The sequence below is a fragment of the Corynebacterium sp. LK28 genome (genome assembly GCF_014335105.1).
GTDB classification, from domain to species: domain Bacteria; phylum Actinomycetota; class Actinomycetes; order Mycobacteriales; family Mycobacteriaceae; genus Corynebacterium; species Corynebacterium macclintockiae.
In genome coordinates, this window is the sequence record NZ_PDGZ01000012.1 from 76,234 (window position 1) to 97,825 (window position 21,592).

Genomic DNA, 21,592 nt, shown 5'->3' on the forward strand with positions numbered 1-21,592 from the left:
CTAGCTGGTAGCCCCTAGCGGGTGTGAATGTCATTGCGGGCGATGTCGTTGCCCTTGGTCACGATCAGCTCTACCGCGTCCGCGGCCGTGTCGATCGCTGTGCTCAGCCAGGTCTGCTCCCCGTCAGTATCGAATTGCTCCCCGTCAGTATCGAATACGGAAAGCACGAAATCGATCACGCTAGTGCCCTGCGGCGGGCGCCCAATGCCCATGCGCACGCGGGTGTACTGGTTAGTGCCCAGGTGACGGGTGGTGGACTTCAACCCGTTGTGGCCGCCCTCCCCGCCCTGATCCTTGATGCGGATGCGCCCGGGCGCGATGTCCAACTCATCGTGGAGAACGATGACCTTCTGGCTGGGAATGCCATATCGCTCCGCCAGCGGGCCGATGGCCGCGCCGGATTCGTTCATGTACGTCGTGGAACGCACCAGCGCCACGGGTACTTCAGCAATCTCCACCAGCGCTACTTGCGCCGGCGCGCCCGCGACGGGCTGCAACTGTCCCGAATGCCTTTCTAGCAGCTCATCGACAGCCATGTACCCGATGTTGTGCCTGGTCCCGGCGTATTTCGCGCCGGGGTTGCCCAGGCCGACAACCAGGAACTCGGGCTTGATATCCGGGGTGGTCGCAGTCGCGCGCTCGGCCGAGCCGGAGCCATCTGCACCGCCGTCGCGGTGACAGCCAAACAAGGTCGCGAAAATCTTCTTCAAGGAACTCACGCGCTCTAGTCTCTCACATCTCTTTTAGGTCCCCGGCGCCGCTTATCCCGCCGGGGAAGGTGCCTCTAGCCTTGTACTTCTAGCCCTGCGCCAGCAGCCGCTCGACCTCATCCGCCGCGTCGGCACACATTATCGCCACGTCGGCGGCCTCGCTCTTCGGGAAGGGCTTCAGCACATAGGCCGCCGGATCCATACGACCGGGTGGCCGCCCGATACCGCACGACAGGCGCCAATAGTCCTTCGTGCCCAGCGACTTTGTGATGGATTTCAGCCCGTTGTGCCCCTTGTCGCCACCGGACTGTCGCAGCTTCACTGCCCCCGGATCGCCTTCCAGGTCGTCGTAGGCCACGATGATGTTCTCCGCCGGGATTTTAAAGAACGCCGCCAGCTGCTGTACCGGCCCGCCGGAGACGTTCATGTACGTCCGCGGTTGCGCCAGCACCACCTTGCGCCCCGCGATGTTCACTTCGGCGATGTCGGTGTTGGTCTTCTTGTGGGTACTCAGCCGTGCGGCTGGAACTTGTCGATCGAGTACCTCGCCAATCACCATGCGCCCGACGTTGTGCCTTGTCGTAGCGTATTTATCGCCGGGGTTACCCAGGCCGACGAGCAGCCACGTGTCGCTGTTGGTGTGTTGCTTTTTGTTTTGGGACGCCACCTTCTCCAGCCCTCTCTCTAGCTCACTGACGGTCATTGTACTGTCCACCCCGGATAGCCCCCGCAGCCGTGGGGTGGCGTCAATAAAAAAGGGCCACACCGTGCGTAGGTTGCACGTGTGTGGCCCCAGTGGGTGAAGGGGGAGTGGTTTACTCCTCGGACTCGCCCTCTGCGGACTCGCCCTCGGCTGCCTCGGCAGCCTCGCCCTCGGCGGCTTCGCCCTCTGCGTCCGGCTCCGGCAGTTCCTCTTCCACCGGCTCCACAACGTTGATGATCAGGGTGTCCTCTTCGGAAACCAGGGAAGCGTTGCCCGGCATCTGCAGGTCGCTAGCCAGGATCTGGTCGCCGATTTCCTTGCCCTCAACATCGACGGTGATCTCTTCCGGAATGTTCAGAACGTCAGCCAGGATGGTGATGACGTCTGCTTCCTGGGTGACCAGGGCGCCCGGAGCTGCCTCACCAGTGAAGACAACCGGAACGTCAACCTCAACCTTTTCGCCGCGCTTAACGTTCAGCAGGTCAGCGTGGTCAACGTCCAGGGTCAGCACGTTCTGGTCAACAGCCTTGATCATGACCAGGTGGTCCTGGCCCTCGACCTCCAGCTCCAAAACGGCGTTGACGCCCTCGTTACGCAGGATTGCCTGGAACTCCAGGATGTCAACGTGGACGTGCATCGGCTCCAGATTGTTGCCGTAGACAACAGCCGGAACGCGGAAGTCGCGACGCAGGCGGCGGGAAGCGCCCTTACCGAACTCGGTACGCAGCTCGCCCTTCAGACGGGTGATATCAGCCATGAATTTCTCCTTCTAGTTTTACGCTTCAGATGGACTCTGATTGCTTTGTGCGTTTCAACCGCGGGCATAAAAAATGCCGCGATATCTCGCGGCGTGTATGCATCCCACAGTTTTATTGGTCACGCACCCGCACGCGAGCGGTCTCGCTTAAAGGTTACGTCAAACAAAAAGAAGGGGGAATGTGCTTTTCGCGCCGATAACGGCCAAATCCTGTAGAAGAATTCAGCCCTCGCCGAGATTCGAAAGTATGTTAGCACACCCCCAACCGGGGAATAAAACTACTCAAACAGAGTGGTCACGGAGCCATTCTCGAAGATCTCGTGAATGGTCTTAGCCACCAGCGGGGCGATAGACAGCACCGTCAGGTTGTCCCAGCCCTCAGTGGACTGCGGCAGCGTGTCGGTGGTGATGATCTCGCGGGCGCCACAGTTGCTCAGGCGCTCGCGTGCCGGGCCGCTGAACACACCGTGGGTGGTAGCGATGATCACGTCGCCCGCGCCAGCTTCGCGCAGCACGCCGACGGCGCCAGCGATGGTTCCACCGGTATCGATCATGTCATCCAGCAGCACGCAGGTGCGGCCCTTCACGTCACCGACCACGCGGTTGGCGGTGACCTTGTTGGCCACGTCTACGTCGCGGGTCTTGTGGATGAAGGCCAGCGGGGCATCGCCCAGCACGTTGGCCCACTTCTCGGCTACCTTCACGCGGCCGGCATCGGGGGAGACCACGCAGATGTTGTCCAGGTTGTAGTTGGACTTCACGTGGTCGGTCAGGATCGGCATGGCGTGCATGTGGTCCACCGGGCCATCGAAGAAGCCCTGGATCTGATCCGTGTGCAGGTCGACGGAGACGATGCGGTCCGCGCCAGCGGTCTTCAGTAGGTCGGCAACCAGGCGTGCGGAGATCGGCTCGCGGCCGCGGTGCTTCTTATCCTGGCGGGCGTAGGGGTAGAACGGCAGGATCGCGGTGATGCGCTTGGCGGAGCCGCGCTTCAGAGCGTCGATCATGATCAGCTGTTCCATCAGCCAGTTATTCAACGGCTGCGGGTGGGACTGGAGTACGAAGGCATCGGAACCGCGGACGGACTCTTCGAAGCGAACGAAGATCTCGCCATTGGCGAAGTCGCGGGCGGTGGTCGGAGTGACCTCGATGCCCAGTTCGCGGGCAACAGCCTCCCCCAATTCCGGATGAGCCCTGCCGCTAAACAGCATCAGGTTCTTTTGATTGTCGATCCAGTGGGTGGTGGACACTTGTGCTTTAACCTTCCGGTCGAAGAGCTGGACTATTCACCTTTTAATAGGGCGCTCCCCATTTTAGGTCGCGCCCAAAGATATCAACAAAACCAGAGCGGCGGAGTGCGCTACTGCTGGTCAGCTTGTGGCGTGGAGGCTGGCGAACCACCTTCGGCCACGCGCTTGGCGGCGGCTTCCCCGGCTTCAGCTGCCGGGGTGCCGGGGCGCTTCTTAGCGACCCAACCCTCGACGTTGCGCTGCTTTCCGCCGGAGACCACCAGTGCTCCCGGAGGTACATCCTCCTTGATCACGGTGCCGGCACCAGAGTACGCGCCATCGCCCACGACGACCGGGGCGATAAACATCGAATCCGAGCCGGTGCGCACGTGGGAGCCCACGGTGGTGTGGTGCTTGTTCACGCCGTCGTAGTTCACGAACACGCTGGAGGCGCCGATGTTGGAGTATTCGCCGATCGTTGCATCGCCGACGTACGTCAGGTGCGGCACCTTCGAGCCCCGCCCGATGTTTGCCTTCTTGGCTTCGACGAAGCCGCCGAGCTTGCCCTCTTCGCCCAGCACCGTGCCGGGGCGGATGTAGGTGTAGGGGCCGACCTCGGCACGCGGGCCGATGGTGGAATCGGAGCCGTGGGTGCGCACAACGTGTGCGCCTTCGCCGACCGTGACATTCTCCAGCGTGGTATCCGGTCCGATCTGCGCATTGTCGGCGATGGTCGTGGTGCCAAGCAGCTGGGTGCCCGGCAGGATGGTTACGTCCTGGCCGACCTTTACGTCCACGTCGATCCAGGTCGTCGCCGGATCCACGATGGTCGCCCCGCCACGCATTGCGGCGGTTACGGTGCGGCGGTTGAGTTCGGCGCCTGCGGCGGCTAGCTGTACGCGGTCGTTGACGCCCGCCAGTTCCGCCGCATCGGCGGCGATGTGGGCACGCACGGGGTGGCCCGCCCGGCGGGCGATGCTCAGAACGTCTGTCAGGTACAGCTCGCCCTGGGCGTTATCGGTATTCAACTGCGCCAAGCCGTCGCGCAGAATTGCAGCGTCGAAGGCGAACACGCCAGAGTTGACCTCGGTGATTGCCTTCTGCTTCTCCGTCGCGTCCTTTTCCTCGACGATGGCGGTGACCATGCCGTCGTTGGTGCGCAGGATGCGGCCGTACCCGGTGGGGTTGTCCTGGTGGACGGACAGCACGGTTACGCTCGCGCCATTATGGGTGGCGGTGAGTTCCCGCAGGGTATCGGGTGAAAGTAGTGGAACGTCCGCGTTGGTGACCACGACGGTGCCCTCGAAGCCCTCCAGCGCCTCCATCGCGCACTGCACGGCGTGGCCGGTGCCGTTCTGCTGTTCCTGGACAGCCGTATCGATCTCACGCCCCAGCTGCTTGGATACCTCGGCTACAGCCGGGCCGACCTGGTCGCGCCCGTGGCCGATGACAGCAACGATGCGGGCCGGGTCGATGCCGGCAGCGGCGTGCAGGCTGTGGGAAAGGAGGGTGCGACCGCCGATGGAGTGCAGGGTCTTTTGGGTTGCGGACTTCATCCGCGTACCCGCCCCAGCGGCCAGCACGATCACTGCCACAGGCTTGTCTTGGGCCTTCGGGTGAGCTTCGGGGTTCTGTGCAGCATCAGTCACGTTGTTGGCATTCCTTACTTTCGGTTAAAGCGAATTCCAGCATAGCGTCGCTTCGCCGCCGCGTCGGTGAGGGTCGCCCGCGAGCGTTTAAGAAATCTCGCTTTTGCCCACCGATACCTCCGGCAAGCTCTTGGACAGGGCTGCGCCCAGCAGGCCGAAAAGAGCCAGCGCGGCCAGCGCGACCTCGGGGGAAAGCAGAGCCAGCACACTGGTCAGCGCACCCACGATCAGCAGCAACACGCCCATCAGCGTGTTGGCTACCGACACATAGCGGGTGCGCTGCGTGCCCTCTGCCATGTCGACGATATAGGTGGAGCGGGCGACCCTAATCGCAGCGTGGGCAAGCGAAATGATGAAGAACGCGATGGGGAGCCACCACACCAGGGCAGTGGTCCACGCGTGGGCGTCACTAAGCGAAGAAACATAAGCCAGCACCACCGTGACGATTAGGACGATCGTGGCCAACAGCGCGGCGCCGGACAGCGTGTTGCGGGAGCTCACATCCGACAGCCAGCCCGAGACCCTGCCCGCGAGCAACGAGGCCACGCCAGCGGCGATAACGAAGGTGCCCAGGCCCGTGAAAATGGTGCTGGCCAGCGAGGATTTCTCCGCGGCGCTGTGCTGGTTCGCCATTGTGACCAGGAACGTCGGCGATAGCGCGGAGGCCAGTAGTAGCGAACGAACCAGCACGAAGCGCCTAAAGTAGCGGTCAGAACGTACGAGGTCTGCGATGTCGTCGACCACATCGCGTACGTAGTTCGTGCCCTGTGGCAGGTCTTTTTCTTCTTGTTTAGTGACGCCCTCCCGGATCCCCTTAAACAGCCATGCACTGGCCAACCAGGAGACAGCGGCGATGGCGAAAAGGATTGCGAAGAGGGTAGGGGTGAGCTCCCCGCGGGCGGCCTGAATGGCCACGCCCACCAGGATCGCCACCGCACCAGACAGGGTGGTGGCAAAACCGGTCAGGCGCCCGCGGAAGCCCTTCGGCACGGTGCGCCCGGCGATGTCCTTACTGGTCAGCGATACCAAAGAGCGGCAAGTGGACAGCAGAGCGAGGGCGAACAGGATGATCAGTCCGGCCAACAGTCCGCTGGTAAGCAATGCTGCGGCGACCATGATCGCGCACGCCAGTGCCTGGCCGAGAGTGCCTACCTGCATGAAGCCCAACCGCGAGGTCTTCGTCTGCAGCCACGGGCGGAACAAGGCCTGGGGCAGCATCGAACCGGACTCGCGGATCGGCACCAGCAGCGGGATGATCCACGCCGGGGCGGCGACGACCGACAGGAACCACGGCAGAACCGTCTTCGCGGAAACGATCTGATCGCCGATGTTCTGTGTGCCGAAGCCCAGGGAATAGCGCCCCGCGTTCTCTTCGACGTGCTTCAGGTCGCTCTCGGGTGGCGTGCCGATGAATTTCGTGGTGAATGTGTGCCAGAACCTACTGGAATCTGTGTTGGACTTGCCGGACATGTATCGCCCCACCCTTCCAAATAAAAAAGCTCTCCCACCAGGACTCGAACCTAGAATGACGGTACCAAAAACCGTAGTGTTGCCAATTACACCATGGGAGAAGCGCACATATTGATGTGCAGCGAACACTTTACAGCACACCCAACCGGGCGCATAAACCGCCGGGTGGTGTGGAAGATAGACTGTTGGCCATGAGTCAGACAGCCACGTCGCAAGCCAACGCCAACCTTTCGCCGAAACCGGCGCCCAGCCTGGCGGGGCTGCTGAAAGCCGCCGCGCAGGACGGGAAACTGCGCGGGATGATGACGCACCTGGGGGAGGGTTCCCTGCACATGCAGGCCTCCGAGGGCGCGTGGCCTTTCGTTGTCGGCACACTGGCGCAGCGTACTCCGCTGCTGGTGGTCACGGCCACGGGGCGCCAGGCCCAGGACCTGACCACGGTGCTGCGCTACATGCTGGGGGATCGCGTGGAACTGTTCCCGTCGTGGGAGACTCTGCCGCACGAGAAGCTTTCCCCGGCTGTGGAGACGGTCTCCACCCGCATGCGAGTACTGCGCCGCCTGCACGAGGGCGACGAGAACCTGCAGGTCGTGGTGGCTCCGACGCGCGCGGCGGTGCAGCCCGTGCAGTCCAACCTGGGCGAGGTCACCCCCGTGCGGCTGAAGGTAGGGGAGGAAATCGACTTCGACTCCCTGACCCACCGACTGCAAGAGCTCGGCTACACCCACGTCGATGTGGTGGGCAAACGCGGCCACTTCGCCATCCGCGGCGGCATTGTGGATATCTTCCCCGCGACCGAGGAGATGCCCGTCCGCGTGGACTTCTGGGGTGACGAAATCACGGAGGTGCGCGCCTTTAGCGTCGGCGACCAGCGGACCATCCCTGGGGTAGAGCCCGACGAGGTGATGGTTTACGCGTGTCGGGAATTGATTGTGACGGACGAGGTGGCGTCCAAAGCAAAGAACCTTGTCCAAGAACACGCCGGCAACACGGAGCTGGCCGAGATCCTCGACAAGATCAGCCAGAAAATCCAGGTACAGGGGATGGAATCGCTGATTCCGGCGCTGCACACGGCCGAGCTGGTGGCACTGCCGGAGCTCATGCCGGAAGGTACGCACACGCTGGTGATGGCGCCCGCGGCCGTCGAACGCCGCGCCCATGACCTGCGCGAAACCGGCCAGCAGTTCCTGGAGGCAGGCTGGGATGTCGCCGCCATGGGCGGCTCGGCGCCGATGGAGGGCGTGGCTTATCTCTCGATCGACGCGGTACAGAAGGTGCAGCAGAAGCTGGGGCGGCCCTGGTGGACGCTGTCTACGCTCGGGATGGCGGATTTTGACGCCGACACTTCCGACGTTCTGGAGCTCAACTACGACTCGGCGCCCCGACCGCACGGCGAGATGGAGGCCATCGGCGCGCTGATGAGCGACATCCGCAAGCGCGTGGAATCCGGTGGAAGGGTGGCCTTCGCCGCCCCGACCCCGGCCGTGGCGGCCCGCATGCTGCGGCGTTTCCAAGAAGCTGGCATCGCGGCCGAGGCGATCGGTGTGGACCTCAGCGGTAGCCGTGGGCTGGGGCGGATCAAGAAGTCCAAGCACACCACCGCCGACGAGCCCGCACCCCGCCAGGTGAGCATCTATCACGCTGTGGCTTATGAGGGGCTGGTGTTCCCCTTCGCCGGGGATGACAAGCGCCCCAGCCTGCTGTTCTTCACGGAAACGGACCTGACGGGCAACCGCGTGGACGCGAAGGCCACAGGCAAGCGCAAGCCCGCGAAGAAGCGCAACCGCGTGGACCCGCTGGCGCTGGAGCCGGGCGATCTGGTGGTGCATGATTCCCACGGCATCGGCAAGTTCGTGAAGATGACGGAACGCACGGTGGGCAAGGGGCCGGATGCCTCCCGCCGCGAATACCTGGTGCTGGAGTACGCCCCCAGCAAGCGGGGTGGGCCGGGCGATCAGCTGTACGTGCCGATGGATCAGCTGGATATGTTGTCGCGCTACGTCGGTGGGGAGAAGCCCTCGCTGTCGAAGATGGGTGGCGCGGATTGGAAGAACACCAAGCGCAAGGCCCGCGGTGCGGTGCGGGAGATCGCGGGCGAGTTGGTGCAGCTTTACGCCAGCCGCCAGGCCGCGCCGGGCTACGCCTTTGCACCAGATACGCCCTGGCAGCGGGAGATGGAAGATGCCTTCCCGTTCACCGAAACCGAGGATCAGTACAACGCCATCGAGGCCGTGAAGGCCGACATGGAAAAGCCGGTGCCGATGGACCGCGTGATCGTCGGCGACGTGGGCTACGGCAAGACCGAGGTTGCGGTGCGCGCGGCGTTTAAGGCCGTGCAGTCGGGCAAGCAGGTGGCCGTGCTGGTGCCGACGACCCTGTTGGCGCAGCAGCACTACAACACGTTCAGCGAGCGCATGCAGGACTTTCCCACCACCATCAAGGAGCTGTCCCGCTTTACCACCCCGGCGGAGTCCAAGAAGGTCATCGCTGGCATGGCCGACGGCACCGTGGACATCGTGATCGGCACCCACCGCCTGTTGCAGACGGGTGTGCACTGGAAGAACCTGGGGCTGATCATCGTGGACGAGGAGCAGCGCTTCGGTGTGGAGCACAAGGAGCACATCAAATCACTGCGTACCCACGTGGACGTGCTGACGATGTCCGCGACCCCGATTCCCCGCACGTTGGAGATGTCGATGGCGGGTATCCGCGAGATGTCGACGATCCTCACCCCGCCAGAGGACCGCCACCCGGTGCTGACCTACGTCGGCGCGCAGGAGGATAAGCACGTGGCTGCGGCTATCCGCCGCGAGCTGCTGCGTGACGGCCAGGTGTTCTACGTGCACAACAAGGTTCGCAGCATTGAGCAAACCGCCGCAGACATTCGCCGCCTGGTGCCGGAGGCCCGCGTGGTTGTCGCCCACGGCCAGATGAGCGAGGAGCAGCTGGAGACCACGGTGAAGGGTTTCTGGGATCGCGAGTTCGATGTGCTGGTGTGCACCACCATCGTGGAGACGGGTCTGGACATCGCAAACGCCAACACCCTGATTGTGGAAAACGCCCACCACATGGGCCTTTCCCAGCTACACCAGCTGCGTGGCCGCGTGGGCCGGTCCCGCGAGCGCGGTTACGCCTACTTCCTGTACCCGCGCGGTGAGGTGCTGACCGAGACCTCCTATGACCGCCTGACCACCATCGCCCAGAACAACGACCTGGGCGCGGGCATGGCCGTGGCCATGAAGGACCTGGAGATGCGCGGTGCCGGCAACGTGCTGGGCGCCGAGCAGTCCGGCCACATCGCGGGCGTGGGCTTCGACCTTTACGTTCGCCTGGTCGGCGAGGCAGTGGAGGCCTTCCGCGCCATGGCCGACGGCAAGCCCGTCGACGGCCGGGAGGAGGAGAAGAAGGAGATCCGCATCGACCTGCCCATCGACGCGCACATCCCGGCCGAGTACGTCGCCTCCGAGCGCCTCCGCCTGGAGGCCTACCGCAAGTTCGCGGAGGTGCAGGACGAGGAGCAGATAGAGAAGGTCCTTGAGGAGCTGCGCGACCGCTACGGCGAGCCACCGGAGCAGATTCAGATGCTCGCGGTACTTTCGCGCCTGCGCCTTCTGTGCCGCGACCTGCAGGTCACGGAAGTCGTGGCCACTGGGTCGAAGATCAGCTTCAGCCCCATCGAGCTGCAGGATTCCACCCAAGTGCGCCTGAAGCGTCTGTTCCCGGCGGCAAACTATCGGGCTACGACGAAGATCGTGCTGATCCCGGCGCCGAAGCGCGGTCAGGGAATGCGGGCCGTCCCGCTGCGTGATACCGAGCTGGTGCAGTGGTGCGCCGATGCGTTGACCCAGCTGGCGGGCATTCCGATCCGCAGCATGTCTGGCGGGACTGGCAAGGCCTCTAACACGGCTGCAGGCAAGGATAAGAGCACGACTAAAACTGCGACGCGCTAGAATAACCGCCATGTCAGTCGTATTGCTCGATCCCCGTTTCCCCGCGATGATTCCCGTGGAGGCAGTCGATCTGCTCCGTGACGATGTCTGCTACACGGAGGAGGTGCCCATCCGCGTGCGCTGGGTCATCGCCGACCTGGGTGGCCACACCGTCGACGAGGCGGACATCCTGGTCACGACGGATCTAGAGAACGAGACTGTCGTTGCCCGCCTCGAAGCCGGTGAGGACCTCATCACCGCGCCGAGCCTGAAGGTTCATATGGAGCCCGCCCGCGAGCTCGAGGCTGGTCCTTCCGGTTCTTCGGAGAGTGACGCCACCACCGGGGAAAACGACCAGGAGATCGCCTACTCGGGCGATGGTGTGGTGGATGGTGAGATCGTCGGGACCGACGAGCACACCGCAGCTGTGGCCGGTCTGCGTCGCACGACGCGGACGGAGGTGCCCGCCTCGGTGATGGATGAGATCGAGGACGCGGTGGCGCTGATGGCGCGTGCGCTGCGCCAGGGGGAGTGGGAGCAGTCCATGACCCACGGCAGCCTGGTGAAGTTCCTGCGAGAGGAAACCGAGGAGCTGGCACGCACGATCGACCTGATGGAGAAGTGGGAATCCACTGGCGAAGATTCCGATGCGCCGACTGATGCGCCAGCCGAGGCAGCTGCCCGGCGGCCGCACCCGGAATGGCTCGAACAGGATCTGTGCAACGAGCTTTCGGATGTGCTTCTGCAGGTTCTGTTCCATGCAGAGATCGCCAACCGCCGCGGTGCCTTCGACATTGGCCACGTGGCCGGGGCGTTTTCTGCGAAGCTGCGCGCCCGCGCCCCCTACCTGTTTGAGGAGGTCGAGCGTCAGGTTCCGCGCCAGGAGCAGGATCGCCTATGGGAGGGGGGCAAGAAGGAAGAGGAAGCTCAGCGAATTCGCAGTTTCGGTGAGGAGTACCTGCGCTACAGCGAGGCCAAGAAGGAAGCTGAGCGGAAGGCGGCCGAGAAGCAGGCTGAGCCTGCACAGCCTGCACAGTCTGCACAGCCCCGCCAGGAGCCGCACGCGGAACAGTTCCCGGCCGTCCAAGCGCCCGCTGAAACGGCAGGTCCGGCAGTCCCCGCCAGCTCTGTTGGCACAGCTGTCGGCTCGACTGGCACCAGCGCCCTGACCGCAGCGGAGGCCGTCATCGCTGAGGCGCGGGAGCGGGGAATCCCGGATAAGGACATCCCGACCGACATCCGCTACCCGATGGTTGGCCTGGAGCTAGATAGCCCCGGTGAGGCAGAGCGTCGCCTCCACGACGCTGTTGTGGCGTTCCGCGAGAAGCTGCGCACCCAACATAACCCCCAGCAGCAGGGCAACTAGCGGCGCGCCAGCAGCGCCCGCACCAGCCCCTCGCGCGGGGCGAAGAGGTACGTCAGGCAGAAGATCCCTGACTGCACCAGCACAATCGTGCCGCCGGTGGAGACATTCAGGTTGAAGCTCAGCAGGATGCCCGCCACGCAGCTCACCCACGCCACCAGCGGCGCGATCAGCAGCATGCGGCGGAAGCGCCTCGTCCACAGATAAGCCGTCGCGCCGGGGGTAATCAGCATTGCTACCACCAGGATCACGCCGACGGCCTGTGCGCTGGCCACCACCACGCACGCCAGGCACGCCAGCAGCGCCCACCGTATGGCCTTCGTGTTGAAGCCCATGGTTCTGGAGTGTTCGGCGTCAAAGGCCCACAGGGTAAACGTGCGTGCATTCGCCAGCAGCACCACAAACGCGATGCCGCCAATGGCCAGGATCTGCCACAGCGCGGACTGCGTAATGCCCAGCAGGTTGCCGAACAGGATCTCCTGCAGGTGTGTGCCGCTGGGAGTTACGGAGAGCAACACCAGGCCGAGGGCGAAGAAGGTGGTGAAGATGATGCCGATGGAGGTGTCTTCCCGCAGCGTGGTTCTTTCCTTGACCGAGCCCACCAGGCCCACGGCAATGAGGGCGGCGATCATCGCGCCGACGGCGAAGGGCGCTCCGAAGATGTAGGCCAGCACCACGCCTGGCAGTACGGCGTGCGAGACCGCATCGCCGAGCAGCGACCAGCCCACCAGAATTAGCCAGCAGCTCAGCAGTCCCGCCACCACGGCCATCACGCTGGCGGCGAGCACCGCCCGCTGGACGAAGCTGTAGCTCAAGGGGAACAGGATCGGGTCGAAAACGCTTGCGAGCGTGCTCATTACTGTGCCTCCTTTCCCATAGTTACCGTGGTTCCTTCGGCCCCTGCGATTGCGGCCGTCGCGTCGGTGCTAAACGTGCGGGTGAGGTTCTCCGCCGTCAGCACTTCATCCAGCGCGCCCTCGGCGATGATCCGACGATTGAGCATCGCCACGTTGTCGCACAGCTCCGGCAGCCGATCCAGGTCGTGCGTGGAGATCAGCAGCGCCGTCCCGGCCTCCGCCAGCTCGTGCAGCAGTGCGGTGATCTGCGACTGCGACTGTGTATCCACGCCCGCGAAAGGCTCGTCCAGCAGCATGATCTTCGCCTCCTGAGCAATGCCGCGCGCCACGAACACGCGCTTGCGCTGTCCGCCGGATAGGGCTCCGACGGGCCGATCCTGCAGGTCCGTCAGCCCGGTCTGTTGTAGCGCTTTATCGACGATGCGGTCGTTGTTCTTCTTTTCTTGACGCCACTTCTTCAACCCCAGCAGCGCCGACCCCTGGGGCAGGAGCCCCACCTTGGAGCGTGCTTTGCGCCGCCCACTGGAAACGATTTCCCGGACACTGATGGGGAAGTTCCAGTCGACGTGATCGTGCTGAGGGACGTAGGCAACCGCCCCGTTTTTCCCGGCCGCGGTGCTTTCACCGTCAGTGGCGGAATTGATGGAAATCCGTCCGTGGGTGGGCGATACCAGCCCCATGATGGCTTTGAAGAGCGTGGACTTTCCCGCGCCGTTCATGCCAATCAAGGCTGTGATCTGCCCATACTCAAGGTTAAGGGTCACGCCATTGAGCGCCTCGACGGAGCCGTACTTGACGTGCACGTCGTCGACGGCCAGTGCCGGGGGAGCTGAAGATTGCGGCGGGTTCATCTATTTTTTCGTGTCCTTACCGGTGAGTCCGCTGACGATGGTTTTGGCGTCATAGGAAAGAAGGTCCAGATAGGTCGGCACGGGGCCATCGGCTGCAGAGAGCGAGTCTACGTACAGCGTCCCGCCGTCGCGAGCGCCGGTATCGCGCATGACCTGCTCCTTCGGTCCCGGTTCAACGGTGGATTCGCAGAACACGGCAGGGACGTGGTTGTCGCGCACGAACTGGGCAGCCTGGGTGATCTGCTGAGAGGTGATCTCACCCTCGTTGTTCACCGGCCAAATATAGCCCTCCTTCATGCCCGCATCGTGGGTGAGGTAGCTGAAGGCGCCCTCGCACGACATGAGCGCGCGCTGGTTGTGCGGTAGGGAGGCCAGGCCTTCGCGTAGTTCGGACTGCACGTCGTCGAGCTTGGACTTGTACTTCTTGCCGTTGTCCTCGTAGGTCTTCGCGTTGTCCGGGCGCAGGTCGCTGAGGGCCTTAACGATGTTGTCCACGTAGGTCTTCGCGATGGTTGGGCTCATCCATGCGTGCGGGTTCGGATCGTCGGTGCCCTTGATCTTGATGGGCTTGACGCCGTCGCTGGCGGTGGCGCGCTTGGCCTTGCTGTTTTCGGTGAGCTTGTTCAGCCAGTGCTCCAGGCCTAGGCCGTTGTCGATGATGAGCTCGGCATCGGAGGCGGCAGCGATGTCGCTGGGGGAGGGATCGTATCCGTGAACTTCCGCGCCGGGCTTGGTCAGCGAGCGAACCTTGAGCGTATCGCCAGCGATGTTGGCGGTGATGTCCTCCAGGATGGTGAAGGTCGTCAGAACCTCGGCTTTGTCGTCCTTGGAGTCGTTGGCGCCGCAGGCGCTGAGCCCTGTCGCGGTGAGGACGGTGGCGCACAGCGCTGCGACCATTTTCTTCGCGGATTTCGTTTTCATGTTTCTAAACTTTCCTTCTGCGAGAGTTTCAATGTTCAATAAAGTGAACAATATAGTGCAGTGTAAACCACAAGCACGAGTTCTTTAAAGCCATTCACCCCCGTACACTGGGCTGCATGCATGTCAACGACCTGCCCGAGCGATCTCAGGACTACCTGAAGAAAATTTTCGACCTGCAGGAGTGGTCCGGTAGTGGGGTATCCCTCTCCGTTTTGGCTTCCCACATGGAACAGCGCCCGTCGACGGCTTCCGAAGCCATCAAGCGTTTGTCCGCTCAAGGTCTTGTCGAGCACGCCCCCTACGGCGACATTGCGCTGAGCGAGACCGGGCGCAAAATCGCCCTCGCGATGGTTCGCCGCCACCGGCTGATCGAAACGTTTCTGTGCAATCATCTGGGCTACGACCTCGATGAGGTGCATGCCGAAGCCGAAGTTCTGGAACACGCGGTCTCTGATACCTTCGTCGCGCGCATCGCTTCGCTGCTGAATAACCCCACCCGCGACCCGCACGGTGACCCGATCCCTGATGAGGGGGGCGATGTGCCGGAAAGTTCGGCTTTCCTTCTTTCTGACGCCCACACGGGCCAACATCTGGTCGTGGATCGCATCAGTGACAGGGATGATGCGCTGGTGCGTTACCTAACCCAGAACGGTGTACTGCCAGGGGCACAGTTCACGGTCGGCGAAAGGGTGTTTGCAGATATGGCAGAGCTGGTTTTGGCCGAGTCGGAGAAACGAGTTCAGCTGCCGGCCAGTAGTCTAAGCGCAGTATTGGTCAGGGAAGCTGCGCAGGGCTAACGGCGCAAGCAGAGCAGTAGCAAATGCGCAGTGTACAAGTGCACAGTGCGCAAGTCACAGTGCGCAAGTCACAGTGCACAAGGAAACAGGCTAGGTAAGGACATTTATGGCGTCTAACCGCTATCGTCGCCCCCAAAGAATCGAACCGAACGAATCTTTGTGGGAGGCCAGCGAAGCAGCCGACAGCGGCCGCCCGAACCGAGGGCTGCTCGGCGGGTGTGGCTTCTTCGTAGTGGTCGTTGCCCTTTTGGCGATTATTGCTCTGGTGGGCTACCTTGTCGCCGGTTTCGTCTCCGGCAAAAACAACGCGGAATCCGACCGCCTGCCGGTGCCCACTGATGTGCCGCCGAAGGCTGCGGCTCCCGCTCCGACTGTGGATCTGGAAGACGCAGACGCTAGCTATCAGAAGCTCCTGGACTGGGCTAAACCGAAGTCGGAGGAGCTGAACATCCCCTTGCAAGCATTGATGGCCTATGGAAAAGCGGAGGTTTTCGTCCGCGCGAAGACCCCCGAGTGCAGTCTTTCCTGGAATACCCTCGCGGGGCTCGGTTACGTAGAGACTCGCCACGGAACCTACGACGGAGAGACCTTTGGGGCTGCCAAGCTTAACGACCAGGGCATTGCCGAGCCCGACATCATCGGTCCGCAGCTGAATGGCGAAGGTTTTGCGAAGGTGGACGATACCGACGACGGACGGCTCGATGGCGACCGGAAGTACGACCGTGCGCTGGGGCCCATGCAGTTCATCCCCGAATCCTGGAAGATCTACGGAGTAGATGCCGATAACGACGGCGAAAAGAACCCGCAGAGCGTTTATGATGCGGCAGCTTCCGCGGCAGTACTGCTGTGCAGCAAGGGGCGCGATCTAAGCACTGAAAGTGGCTGGACAAGCGCCATTAAGGGGTACAACCTGTCCGATAGGTACGTCGCGGATGTGCGGGACGCGGCGGCGAACTACGCACTGGGGCAGTCGCCGCTGTAGGGGGAGTTCCCCCTTTAGGGAGGGCTAAATTTCTGAGGGTGACGGCGAAAAATCTGTGACGGTGCCACAATGGAGGCGTACTGCTGCGCCAGCGTCGTAGCGGAGACCCTTGTTAGCTGTTAATGCAGAACAGATAATCAACAGTTTGGCACACGATGCCACATGCCAAGGAGGCAGACACATGGCCCTGATCCTCAACATTGATGCCCGTGAAATCATCGATTCCCGCGGTAACCCGACCGTGGAGGTTGACGTAATGCTGGACGACGGCTCCTTCGGCCGCGCAGCCGTTCCCTCTGGCGCCTCCACCGGCGTGCATGAGGCCCACGAGCTGCGTGACGGTGGAGACCGTTACCAGGGCAAGGGCGTACTCAATGCCGTCAAGAACGTTATTGAAGACATCGACGAAGAGCTGATGGGCGTAGAGGCAGACGATCAGCGCCTGATCGACCAGCTGATGCGTGACCTGGATGGCACGGAGAACAAGTCCAAGCTGGGTGCTAACGCCATCCTGGGCGTTTCCATGGCCGTCGCCCGCGCCGCTGCAGAGTCCGCCGAACTGCCGTTGTTCCGCTACGTCGGTGGCCCGAACGCTCACGTTCTGCCGGTGCCGATGATGAACATCCTCAACGGTGGCGCACACGCTGACTCCGGTGTGGACGTCCAGGAGTTCATGATCGCCCCCATCGGCGCCGAGAGCTTCTCCGAGGCACTGCGCGTCGGCGCCGAGGTGTACCACACCCTGAAGAAGGTCATCAAGGACAAGGGTCTGTCCACCGGTCTGGGTGACGAGGGCGGCTTCGCTCCGTCCGTGGACTCCACCAAGGCTGCCCTGGACCTGATCGTCGAGGCTATCGAGAAGGCCGGCTTCAAGGTCGGCGAGGACGTTGCCCTGGCACTGGACGTTGCTTCCTCTGAGTTCTTCAAGGACGGCAAGTACCACTTCGAGGGCGGCGAGCACACCGCTGAGGAGATGGCCAAGGTGTACGAGGATCTGATCGAGGAATACCCGATCGTTTCCATCGAGGACCCGCTGCAGGAGGACGACTGGGAGGGTTACACCGCCCTGACCGCCAAGATCGGCGACAAGGTCCAGCTGGTGGGTGACGACTTCTTCGTTACCAACCCGCAGCGCCTGGCCAAGGGTATCGAGGAGAAGGCAGCCAACGCACTGCTGGTGAAGGTTAACCAGATCGGTACCCTCACCGAGACCTTCGACGCTGTCGAGCTGGCACACCGCAACGGCTACCGCACCATGATGTCCCACCGTTCCGGTGAGACCGAGGACACCACCATTGCAGACCTGGCCGTCGCACTGAACTGTGGCCAGATCAAGACCGGTGCACCGGCCCGCTCCGAGCGCGTTGCCAAGTACAACCAGCTGCTGCGTATCGAGGAGATCCTGGGCGACGCAGCTGTTTACGCTGGTCGCTCCGCATTCCCACGCTTCACCAAGTAATCCCGCGCGGATTAGCCTCGCAGTAGCCCACGCCCACCCACGTTGGTGGCCGTGGGCTACTCGCATTTCGGCCTCGCTTCGCTAGACTCTGTAGACCATGAGCGAATCGACCAAGGGCGAACCGGGAAAGGAACCGGAGGACCTGGCGCACGCAGATGTGGCGTCAGAAAGAAAGGGGCGGGAAAGCGACCGCCCCGAGTCCGCCCGACTGCCCCGCGCACGGTCGATCGAAAGGCGCGAGAGGCGCCGCGAGCGCGCACAAACAGCGCCGAAGCGAATGGCGCGAACCTTTGTGGCAGTGCCGAAAAGCATGAGTCCAGCGACGTGGCTCGTGGCCCTGATGCTGGCGATCTTCCTGGCACTGTCGATCGCAAACCCGCTGCGCAACTACTTCGAGCAACGCGCGGAGCTGGCACAGATTAATGCGAAGATCGAGGGGCAAGAGAAAGAAAAGGCGGAGCTGACCGACGAGCTCAACCGCTACCGCGATCAGGATTACATCAAGGAGCAAGCGCGTACCCGGCTGGGGCTGATTGAACCTGGCGAGTCGGCCTATCGCATTATCTCCCCGAAGATTCACGCCGATAAGCTGGGAACCGAACAGGGCGAGGATGCCACCGGCGACGAGGCCAACCGGGATTGGTATGCGCGGCTATGGGATTCCATCTCTACCCCAGAGGAAGCGAAGGACGAGGGCAGCGACCCGGCGAAGGAAAACCACAAGCTGCCGACAGTGCCAGAGCAGAACCCTGAACAGGCTCCCGAACAGAACCCGGGAGCCCCGGAGGGGGCTCCACAACCCGCACCGGAACAAGCACCAGCTAACTAGCGCCGAGACCAAAAGACGCCGCGAATACAAGAAACCGCGAATACAAGAAACGAGAAAGCACCGCAATGACCAACTTCCGCCAGCCCGGCCCACCGACCGACGATGACCTTGAGGTAATGCGCAAGCAGCTAGGCCGACCATTGCGCGGTGTGGTGGAAGTCAGTTACTACACGCCCGACGGCGTTCCGGCCGTGGTGAAGACCCAGCCGAGGTTGCCCGATGGCACCCCTTTCCCCACGCTGTACTACCTCACCGATCCGCGCCTGACCGCCGAGGCTTCCCGCCTGGAAGTCGCTGGTGTGATGAAGACGATGCAGGATCGACTGGGCGAAGACGAAGAGCTGGCGGCCGACTACCGCGCGGCGCACGAGCATTACCTAGCCGAGCGCAACAAGATGGAGGATCTGGGCACGGATTTCTCTGGCGGAGGCATGCCTGACCGCGTGAAATGCCTGCACGTCTTGATCGCCTACGCCCTGGCGGAGGGGCCAGAGCGGGTGCGCCTGGGTACCGAAGCGGTGGCGCTGGCGATTGAAAACAACCCCAAGCTGGAAGGCGCCGCGCTGCCTGCGGACTGGCCGACGTCCGCCTCGCTGGGAACGTCGATGGAAAGCGCTAGCGTCGCTGAATAAGTGGCGCGAAGCGGGCACTGAAACCCGGTGGTTCTGGGGTACTCCGGTAGCCTGGGAACCATGAGTGCTGCCCCAAACGAATCCGCCAATCCTCGCTTTGCCGCCATCGACTGCGGTACCAATTCCATCCGCTTGCTGATCAGTGAAGGTACGTCGGATGGCCAGGTCAAAGAGCTAAATAGGGATAACATCATTGTCCGACTTGGGCAGGGGGTAGACGCGACGGGTCGTTTCGCCGATGAAGCCCTGGAGCGTGTAGACAAGGCTCTGCAGATTTACGCCGACCGGATGGTGGAATACGGGGTGGTCGACGTGATGATGGGCGCGACCTCCGCCACCCGCGATGCCACGAACCGCGAAGAGTTCTTCGAGATCACCCGCCGCCACCTCGGCCGCGTGCGCGAGGGGGCGGTCGCACAGGTGATCTCCGGGGAGCAGGAAGCAGAGCTTAGCTTCCGCGGTGCCGTCACCGACCTGCCCGATGCCGAGGAACGCACCATCTGCGTGATCGACCTTGGTGGCGGTTCCACGGAGTTCGTGGTGCACGGTCCGGGGCGCGAACCGCAGGCCTTTTCTGCGGATATGGGGTGTGTGCGGCTGACGGAACGCTTCCTGGTGGACCAGCCGCCCACCCCACAGCAGGTCGCGGAAGCCCGCGCCTTTGTGGAGGAGCTGCTGGGCAAGGTTCGCGAGCACGTAGAATTGCGGACTGTCGACCAGATCGTTGGTGTGGCTGGCACGATGACGACCCTTGCCGCCCTTACCCTGGGGCTTTCGTCCTACGACCCGGAGCGCATCCACATGGCCACCCTGTCGCTGGAAGACTTCCGGTCTACGGCGCGTTCGCTGGTGGAATTGACGCCACCGCAGCGGTGCGAATACGGGCCGATGCACCCGGGCCGTGCGGATGTGATCGGTGGCGGTGCGATTGTGGTGGATGCCTTCACAAGCCAGTTTCTAGACTGGGGGCTTAGTGAGATCACAATTAGTGAGAAAGATATATTGGACGGAGTGCTGGCAGGAGTCATGGCACGCCCCCTATAGCCCAATTGGCAGAGGCAGCGGACTTAAAATCCGTTCAGTGTCGGTTCGAGTCCGACTGGGGGGACTTTTCATTTCCAATAGCGGAAAATAGGCTCGAGTTTTTGGAATGTGGGGGAAGGGCAAGGGTGTGCTGTTGTACCGTTGCTCCCAAGAAAGTATTTCGCCAGCAAAATTAAGCGCTGGTGTTTCGATACTGACGAGCGAGACTCACGAGACTCACGAGGGAGCCACTGCAATGATTCTGGATAACTACCGCGCCACCTGGGAAACCGAAGAAACGGACGCCCTACGCCAGCACGCCCGCGAGTTTATCGCCAGGGAAGTCACCCCCAACGAGCTGAAGTGGGAAGAAAACCACCAGGTGGAGCGGGAGTTCTGGAACAAGGCCGGCGAGGCTGGCCTGCTGTGCGCCTCCATCCCCGAGGAATACGGCGGAGGTGGCGGCACCTTTGCCCACGAGGCAGTGATCCAGCAGGAGCTCGGCCTGGCTGGCGATTCCGCCTGGCACAACGGTGTGCACTCCGTCATCGTTGCTCACTACATTTACCAGCTCGGCACCGAGGAGCAACGCAAGCGCTGGCTGCCGGGAATGGCCAGTGGTGAGCTTGTTGGCGCCATTGCCATGACCGAGCCCGGCACCGGCTCGGATCTGCAGGCCATCAAGACCCGGGCAGAGCTGGATGGCGGCGAGTGGGTGATCAACGGCTCCAAGACCTTCATCACCAACGGCACGCACTGCGATGTTGTCGTAATCGTCGCCCGCACGAACGAGCAGCCGGGTGGTAAGGGATTGTCGCTCATCGTTGCAGAGACCAAGGAGCTGGAGGGTTTCGAGCGCGGTCGGGTGCTGGACAAGATCGGCCAGCGGGGTCAGGACACCCGCGAACTGTTTTTCACTGACATGCGCGTCCCCGCCGACAACCTGCTCGGCGGGGTGGAGGGCAAAGGCTTCATCCAACTGATGCAGCAGCTACCTCAGGAGCGTTTGATCCTGGCCATCGCCGGGGCGTCCGCATGCGAAGGCGCCGTGCGCGAGACCATCCGTTACGTCAATGAGCGCGAGGCGTTCGGCCGACCGCTGCTGGGATTCCAGAATACGCAGTTCGTGCTGGCAGAGTGCGCGAGTGAGACGCTGGCGGCGAAGACCCTTACCGATCACTGCACGGGGCTCCATATCGAGGGCAAGCTAACCACAGCGCAGGCTTCGGCGGCGAAGTACCTGGCCTCCGATCTGCAGAGTTCCGTAGCGGATCGCTGCCTGCAGTTGTTCGGTGGTTACGGCTTTATGCGCGAGTACCCGATCTCCCGCATGTACACAGACGCGCGTGTGCAGCGCATTTATGGCGGGACGAACGAGATCATGAAGCTGCTGATCGCCCGCGAGTTCAAGCTGGACTAGTCGGCGGCTCC

General features: G+C 62.8%; 18 protein-coding genes and 2 tRNA genes. 10 read left to right on the top strand and 10 right to left on the bottom strand.

Annotation, left to right across the window (positions count from 1 at the left end; all coding sequences use genetic code 11):
• Positions 1 to 14: 14 nt before the first annotated feature.
• From pth (CRD15_RS06520) to CRD15_RS06550, 7 genes are all read right to left on the bottom strand, one after another.
• Positions 15 to 719, bottom strand: coding sequence for an aminoacyl-tRNA hydrolase (gene pth / locus CRD15_RS06520; protein ID WP_187402196.1), 705 nt, complete (start codon positions 717 to 719; stop codon positions 15 to 17).
• Between the two features lie 79 nt (positions 720 to 798).
• On the bottom strand, positions 799 to 1,425 hold the full coding sequence (gene pth, locus CRD15_RS06525) for an aminoacyl-tRNA hydrolase (RefSeq protein WP_034967346.1): 627 nt from the start codon (positions 1,423 to 1,425) through the stop codon (positions 799 to 801).
• A gap of 100 nt (positions 1,426 to 1,525) precedes the next feature.
• Positions 1,526 to 2,170 (bottom strand): 50S ribosomal protein L25/general stress protein Ctc, encoded by a 645-nt coding sequence (locus tag CRD15_RS06530; RefSeq protein ID WP_034967342.1) that lies wholly within the window; start codon positions 2,168 to 2,170, stop codon positions 1,526 to 1,528.
• 278 nt (positions 2,171 to 2,448) lie between these two features.
• Positions 2,449 to 3,420, bottom strand: a complete 972-nt coding sequence (locus CRD15_RS06535; RefSeq protein ID WP_034972269.1) for a ribose-phosphate diphosphokinase — start codon at positions 3,418 to 3,420, stop codon at positions 2,449 to 2,451.
• Between the two features lie 110 nt (positions 3,421 to 3,530).
• Positions 3,531 to 5,048 carry a bifunctional UDP-N-acetylglucosamine diphosphorylase/glucosamine-1-phosphate N-acetyltransferase GlmU gene (gene glmU / locus CRD15_RS06540; protein WP_034967335.1) on the bottom strand — a complete coding sequence of 506 codons (1,518 nt, stop codon included), beginning with the start codon at positions 5,046 to 5,048 and terminating at the stop codon, positions 3,531 to 3,533.
• Between the two features lie 87 nt (positions 5,049 to 5,135).
• Entirely contained in the window at positions 5,136 to 6,518 is a 1,383-nt protein-coding gene (locus CRD15_RS06545; protein WP_187402197.1) for an MFS transporter, read from the bottom strand.
• Positions 6,519 to 6,547: 29 nt separating this feature from the next.
• Positions 6,548 to 6,619, bottom strand: a tRNA-Gln gene (locus CRD15_RS06550).
• A gap of 90 nt (positions 6,620 to 6,709) precedes the next feature.
• On the opposite strand from CRD15_RS06550, the gene mfd reads away from it, so the two are divergent.
• Positions 6,710 to 10,468, top strand: coding sequence for a transcription-repair coupling factor (mfd, locus tag CRD15_RS06555; RefSeq protein ID WP_187402198.1), 3,759 nt, complete (start codon positions 6,710 to 6,712; stop codon positions 10,466 to 10,468).
• Between the two features lie 10 nt (positions 10,469 to 10,478).
• The gene (locus tag CRD15_RS06560; protein WP_043012672.1) at positions 10,479 to 11,813 is read left to right on the top strand and encodes a MazG nucleotide pyrophosphohydrolase domain-containing protein; all 1,335 of its coding nucleotides are present in this window, start codon (positions 10,479 to 10,481) and stop codon (positions 11,811 to 11,813) included.
• Here CRD15_RS06560 and CRD15_RS06565 read toward each other — a convergent pair.
• The 3 genes from CRD15_RS06565 to CRD15_RS06575 are packed head-to-tail and all read right to left on the bottom strand — an operon-like array spanning position 11,810 to position 14,439.
• Positions 11,810 to 12,667 (bottom strand): metal ABC transporter permease, encoded by an 858-nt coding sequence (locus CRD15_RS06565; RefSeq protein WP_034967321.1) that lies wholly within the window; start codon positions 12,665 to 12,667, stop codon positions 11,810 to 11,812. The genes CRD15_RS06560 and CRD15_RS06565 overlap by 4 nt on opposite strands.
• Positions 12,667 to 13,518 carry a metal ABC transporter ATP-binding protein gene (locus CRD15_RS06570; RefSeq protein WP_051879633.1) on the bottom strand — a complete coding sequence of 284 codons (852 nt, stop codon included), beginning with the start codon at positions 13,516 to 13,518 and terminating at the stop codon, positions 12,667 to 12,669. Before CRD15_RS06570 ends, CRD15_RS06565 begins: the two co-directional genes overlap by 1 nt.
• Positions 13,519 to 14,439 carry a metal ABC transporter solute-binding protein, Zn/Mn family gene (locus CRD15_RS06575; protein ID WP_080716132.1) on the bottom strand — a complete coding sequence of 307 codons (921 nt, stop codon included), beginning with the start codon at positions 14,437 to 14,439 and terminating at the stop codon, positions 13,519 to 13,521.
• A gap of 116 nt (positions 14,440 to 14,555) precedes the next feature.
• Here CRD15_RS06575 and CRD15_RS06580 point away from each other — a divergent pair, with 116 nt between their 5' ends.
• From CRD15_RS06580 to CRD15_RS06615, 8 genes are all read left to right on the top strand, one after another.
• Positions 14,556 to 15,236 (top strand): metal-dependent transcriptional regulator, encoded by a 681-nt coding sequence (locus CRD15_RS06580; RefSeq protein ID WP_034967317.1) that lies wholly within the window; start codon positions 14,556 to 14,558, stop codon positions 15,234 to 15,236.
• A gap of 106 nt (positions 15,237 to 15,342) precedes the next feature.
• Positions 15,343 to 16,218, top strand: coding sequence for a lytic transglycosylase domain-containing protein (locus CRD15_RS06585; protein ID WP_034994238.1), 876 nt, complete (start codon positions 15,343 to 15,345; stop codon positions 16,216 to 16,218).
• Between the two features lie 181 nt (positions 16,219 to 16,399).
• Complete coding sequence (eno, locus tag CRD15_RS06590) at positions 16,400 to 17,677, top strand: phosphopyruvate hydratase (RefSeq protein WP_034967311.1); 1,278 nt, start codon at positions 16,400 to 16,402, stop codon at positions 17,675 to 17,677.
• Between the two features lie 97 nt (positions 17,678 to 17,774).
• Positions 17,775 to 18,506 (top strand): septum formation initiator family protein, encoded by a 732-nt coding sequence (locus CRD15_RS06595; protein ID WP_034975473.1) that lies wholly within the window; start codon positions 17,775 to 17,777, stop codon positions 18,504 to 18,506.
• Positions 18,507 to 18,571: 65 nt separating this feature from the next.
• Positions 18,572 to 19,138, top strand: a complete 567-nt coding sequence (locus tag CRD15_RS06600; protein WP_034994236.1) for a DUF501 domain-containing protein — start codon at positions 18,572 to 18,574, stop codon at positions 19,136 to 19,138.
• A 60-nt stretch (positions 19,139 to 19,198) separates the two neighbouring features.
• Positions 19,199 to 20,182: a Ppx/GppA phosphatase family protein gene (locus CRD15_RS06605; RefSeq protein ID WP_187402199.1), complete on the top strand. Its 984-nt coding sequence runs from the start codon at positions 19,199 to 19,201 to the stop codon at positions 20,180 to 20,182.
• Positions 20,173 to 20,246, top strand: a tRNA-Leu gene (locus tag CRD15_RS06610). Before CRD15_RS06605 ends, CRD15_RS06610 begins: the two co-directional genes overlap by 10 nt.
• Positions 20,247 to 20,417: 171 nt before the next feature.
• Positions 20,418 to 21,581, top strand: coding sequence for an acyl-CoA dehydrogenase family protein (locus tag CRD15_RS06615; protein ID WP_187402200.1), 1,164 nt, complete (start codon positions 20,418 to 20,420; stop codon positions 21,579 to 21,581).
• The last annotated feature ends 11 nt before the right edge of the window (positions 21,582 to 21,592 follow it).